This window comes from Aliterella atlantica CENA595 (assembly GCF_000952155.1).
Taxonomy (GTDB): Bacteria; Cyanobacteriota; Cyanobacteriia; order Cyanobacteriales; family Chroococcidiopsidaceae; genus Aliterella; species Aliterella atlantica.
In genome coordinates, this window is record NZ_JYON01000053.1 from 1 (window position 1) to 4,747 (window position 4,747).

General features: G+C 43.2%; 5 protein-coding genes and 1 pseudogene. 3 read left to right on the top strand and 3 right to left on the bottom strand.

Features of this window, described 5'->3' with window-relative positions:
- Positions 1 to 686 (top strand): annotated as a pseudogene (locus tag UH38_RS24435) (flavin-containing monooxygenase); the annotation flags it as partial.
- Here the strand turns inward: UH38_RS24435 and UH38_RS24440 are convergent.
- The gene (locus tag UH38_RS24440) at positions 681 to 950 is read right to left on the bottom strand and encodes a hypothetical protein (protein ID WP_235355400.1); all 270 of its coding nucleotides are present in this window, start codon (positions 948 to 950) and stop codon (positions 681 to 683) included. The pseudogene UH38_RS24435 and the gene UH38_RS24440 overlap by 6 nt on opposite strands.
- 46 nt (positions 951 to 996) lie before the next feature.
- Complete coding sequence (locus tag UH38_RS24445; RefSeq protein ID WP_045057327.1) at positions 997 to 2,163, bottom strand: RNA-guided endonuclease InsQ/TnpB family protein; 1,167 nt, start codon at positions 2,161 to 2,163, stop codon at positions 997 to 999.
- A 46-nt stretch (positions 2,164 to 2,209) separates the two neighbouring features.
- Here UH38_RS24445 and tnpA point away from each other — a divergent pair, with 46 nt between their 5' ends.
- Positions 2,210 to 2,611 carry an IS200/IS605 family transposase gene (tnpA, locus tag UH38_RS24450; RefSeq protein WP_045057328.1) on the top strand — a complete coding sequence of 134 codons (402 nt, stop codon included), beginning with the start codon at positions 2,210 to 2,212 and terminating at the stop codon, positions 2,609 to 2,611.
- Between the two features lie 488 nt (positions 2,612 to 3,099).
- Positions 3,100 to 3,771: an FAD-dependent monooxygenase family protein gene (locus UH38_RS26530; protein ID WP_144405773.1), complete on the top strand. Its 672-nt coding sequence runs from the start codon at positions 3,100 to 3,102 to the stop codon at positions 3,769 to 3,771.
- Here UH38_RS26530 and UH38_RS24455 read toward each other — a convergent pair.
- Complete coding sequence (locus tag UH38_RS24455) at positions 3,658 to 4,560, bottom strand: proline iminopeptidase-family hydrolase (RefSeq protein ID WP_045057329.1); 903 nt, start codon at positions 4,558 to 4,560, stop codon at positions 3,658 to 3,660. The two genes, UH38_RS26530 and UH38_RS24455, sit on opposite strands and share 114 nt — an antisense overlap.
- Positions 4,561 to 4,747 lie beyond the last annotated feature (187 nt).

Here is a 4,747-nt window from a genome sequence, read left to right on the forward strand (position 1 = left end):
TGATTCGGGGGTGGATGCCAGAATCGCTGCAACGTGCGATCGCCTATGGCATTATTCGCCTCACCTTTGGCAAGCACGAGGATTACGGCTTAACCAAGCCCACCTACCGCATTTTTGAAAAACACCCCACTCTCAATAATGAAGTCCCCTACTATATTAAACATGGGCGAATTGCGCCTAAACCAGCAGTACGGCAACTCAAAGGGGATATTGTTGAATTTGTTGACGGCAGTTGTGAGACATTTGATTTGATTGTTTGTGCGACTGGATTTCATGTTTCTTATCCCTTCTTGCCGCCTGCTCTTCAACGTGTCAAGGGGGCGATCGTTCAATGTTATGGCAGTTGTTTTCTAGACGACTACAAGGGAATTTATTACATCGGTTGGGGACAGGCACGCGGTGGTGTTGGTTCTTTGATTGCTGCCTACGGTCCCTTTTTTGCCCGTTGTCTTAAGCTCCAAGATGAGATTAATGTCCCGCTGGGTCTAGTTCTCAAACAGATGGGGCAGCAACTTCCCCAAACGCACCTTGGCGATCCTCATGCTACTTTTCGACAACTGAAGATTGCCAATTTGGGGTTTGGCTGGTTCTCCTACAAAGCTCATCAAATCGATCGCCAATATCCTAGTTTTCAAAACACTCCGATACCAATAATCACGCGTGAATGCGACGATCTGCTTTCATAGCAATGCGAACGAATTAATGCCTTGCACTACCCGTCCGCGATCGCCTCGTTTGCTTGCTGCCAATCTCCTAGTTGGTGGTAAGTTAGGGCTAATATGAAACAAATTGTCGCCCCGTTGCGCTCTGCCAGAAATGCGATCGCCTGGTGCATTTGACTCCAGTGGCACGACCACACAACGCTCGTTTCCCAGCGTGCGATCGGCGATCGGTTGGCTTTGTGCTACCTCCCAATTTGTTCCTCCTAGCAGTGTGCCACTAAGCATCACTTAAATTTGACCTACTCCCCCGACTGAAGTACAGGTGATTCAAGGCTCAAACAGCAATTGCAGGCAAAGCCTGTCTTACATCGCCTAACCTTATGGTTGAAGCCCCAACCATTTTAATATTGATACTGGCGTTTTCATCCCTATCATTTTCGCTTTGGCATGATGGACAACGCCAGCGTCTAATGGACAAGTCCAGAGATTCTAGAATATGTCCGCAGCGTGAACAAGTTTTAGAGCTAGGATACCAACGGTCAATATAGACTACTTGTTTGCCTTTTTTCTTGCTAACCCATTCCAGGATTTGTAGGAATTCACCGAACGCTAAGTCTGAGACTTTACGACCCCAGAGGCGATGCATCCCTTTAAGGTTTAATGTCTCAAAGCACAATACATCAAACTTGTTAGTCAAATCGTGGGCTAATTTCCAGAACCAATCATTGCGACGGTTAGAAACATCTTCGTACTTGCGTACTAGGTTTTTTCTTGCCTGTTCTCGATTGGTTGAACCTTTTAACTTTTTGGAATGCTGACGGCTAGCTTTTTTAATTGCAGTTAAAGATTGCTTTAAAAATAGTGGCGCTTCGATATTAAAACCTTCAGAGCAAGTGAGAAATGTTTTTAACCCAAAATCGAATCCCGCTATCTTACCATTCGTGGATTGTATTTGTGGCGAAACGTTTGCGGGGGAAGCTCCCCCCGCAAAGCTTTCGCGTTCAAAACGAGCGCCAGTCACAACAACCATAAATAATTCACCTAGCGGTGTACGTTTTATAGTTAATGTCTTGACCGTCCCCTCTATTTCTCTTGACTTCCAAAATTGATACACTTTATTGGCAATCTTGATTCTGTTACCGCCTAAAAATGTATAACCTGCCTGTTTTAAAGTGAATGATTTGTATTTTTTAACCTTCTTGAAGCCTGGTGGTCTAACTCCTTTTTTGTGATGCTTAAAGAACATTTGGTACGCCTTATCAATGCGCTGGCATATATCTTGCACAGCTTGAGAGCCTACCAATTGCCAAAACGGATTTCGTTTTCTTATTCCCGCAATATGATTTTGAAGTTTTGCACAGTTCAAATGCTTGCCCCACATACGGTAATAACGTTTGTGGAGTGCGATGCAATGGTTATAGATCGCCCCAGCAGCATTTATAGACCGCTTGAGGTAGCGATTCCGCTTGTGACTGTATAACTTGAACTTCAATGTCTTCATGGGACTATGATATCATCAATTATGTAGATAATCAACACTCATCTACATGGAAACAGTATATAATCAATACAATCATGCAATTGGACTTGCAACGGTTCATTTAGTTTGGATACCGTGTCGGCGCAGAAGATTATTTGCCAATAACGAGGCTTTAAAACTTCGTTGTATTGAGGTATTTCACTCAGTTGCGAATGATAAAAAATGGGTGATTAAAGCCCTAGAAGTTGCCCCAGACCATGTTCATTTGTTAGTTGAGTATGACCCGCATACTTCAATATCTCAAGTAGTGAAAGCTTTTAAAGGTAGGTCGTCTAGGATTTTAAGGCTTGAGTATCCAGAGTTATTAAAATTACCGAGTCTTTGGACGCATTCTTATATGTTTGATACTAATGGAAAGGTTAGCACTCAGAGAGTCTTAGAATACATCAACGATCCACATCACGGTTAAATAAATTTAACCATTCGCTTATATCCCCCGCTTAAAAGACGGGGGCTTTACGCATCACGCCCCGTAAAGCAATAGTTCAATCCTGAACCGAACTGTTGCCAGCAACTTACTACCTTTCGCCGAAGAAGTTCCGAATATCTCTAACTACTCTACTTGATATATTCAAAAGCGCATAGCTAGGAAGTTAAGACGACCAAGTTTTGCAGGAGTTATCGAGTAATGCAGTTTCGAGCAGTAATAGCAGAGGTGAAGAGATGATCCAGAAAGTCGCGATTGTAGGCGCTGGACCTAGCGGCGTGCTTCTAGCGCACTATCTGCTGAGACGCAGCAAACAATATTAAGTTGACCTCTACGATGCCAAGAGCGATCCGCGAGTTATCGAGTTTTCTAAGGCTAGAACATACCCGCTCGTCTTAAACGAACGGGGTATCAGCGCCCTTGGTCAGATTGATGGCATTGAAGCAGCAGTTAGAGATGCGAACTTGGAAATGCACGGCGGCGTTTTTCACCAATCGGGCGGTAAAACGCGAGTAACATCTAGAAAAAAACCGATGTTGACGTTCGCTCGGACTAAGTTAGTTATTACTTTATTGCAAAAACTGACGGAAAAATACGATAACAGCCGACTCAATTTGCATTTCAATCATGCCTGCACCAAAGTAGACTTTACTACCAAAACAATTGGTTTTCAAACCCCAGCCCAAACATCTGCACCGCCAGAAATGAATCTAACTACAACCTACGATTTATTGATTGGTGCAGACGGCGCGCGATCGGCAGTAAGAAAGGCTTTCCTCAACACAGAAATGTTTGAGTTCGAGCAAAAATACGTACCCACAGACTATAAATCATTTAATTTACCTTGCCCCACCCAACAGTCAAAAATTCACCTCCACTCAGATAAAATTCATTCCTGGAGAAGCGATGGCAACATCGTTGTTTTACTGGTTCCTCAACTAGATGGCAGCTTGAGCGGTACTATTACTCTGGCGATAATTGAGAGTGCATTTTTGAGGCTAGAACCCCCAAAGACACTGCATTTCTTTTTAAGAATTTCGATCGCCGATTTGATAACCGTTGCGATCGTGTTCTACTCGGTTCAAAAATTCTTCCAGCACTTGCAGAAATCCCTCTGTTTCTTCCAAGTGAGGCATATGTGAACTGTTTTCAAATAGCACCCACTCTGAACCAGAAATCCCTTGCTTTAATGGTTCTACACAAGCGGGAGTGACTTGATCGTACCGACCCGAAAGCAGTAGTGTTGGTACAGAAATTTCACTCAAGCGGTCTTCCACACTCCAATCGATGATTTTGCCAGCACCCCGAAACTCTGTACCTGCTTTACTGTAAGCTTGGGTTAAACAACTTGGATAAGGATCTAGTCGACAGAGAAAGCAATGACTAAAGACTTCTATTGCCTGTTTATAGTCTGGGTCTTGAGTTGTCCCCGCAGTTTCGTGTTTGTGAATCATTTCTTTGATATCTGCGGGCAACTCGTTCATTAAGCGATAAGCTTCATCGACAAATTGCCGAACACTAGCAGGTGTATTTGCCAAAACTAGACTTGCTAAACCAGTCGCTTGAGAAAGGGTATGTTCCAGTGCCAAACACCCCCCCCAGGACTGTCCAAAAAGATGAATCTGCTCCAGGTCTAATTCGCGGCGAATTGCTACGAGTTCATCTTTAAACCAGTCAATCGAGTATAAATCTGCGTTCTTGGCGCGATCGCTATTTCCGCATCCAAGTTGGTCGTAGAAAATAATTCGTCTTCCTGTGTGCGCGAGCGCTTCTAAAGGTTGTAAGTAATCGTGTGGAATTCCTGGTCCGCCATGAAGACATAACAACGGGAGTTTGCCAGATTCTTCGTTTGGTTCAACAATGCGATACCATACTTGACGATCGCGAAACAAAATATAGCCTTCAAAAGAAGTTGTTGCCTGTTTATTCATCGATTAACCCAAAATCAATACTGGTGCTAATTCTATAAAAAACTGTGTTGAAGTTAAAGTCTAATACCAATTTAATGTAAAAAGTAGCTTAATAAAGTAAGTTGAGTGAGCCTAATGCATTAAGCTAGTCAAAAATAGCAAATAAGCTCAGATCAAAAGATGGCTCGTCCTCTACAAGTGACAATTG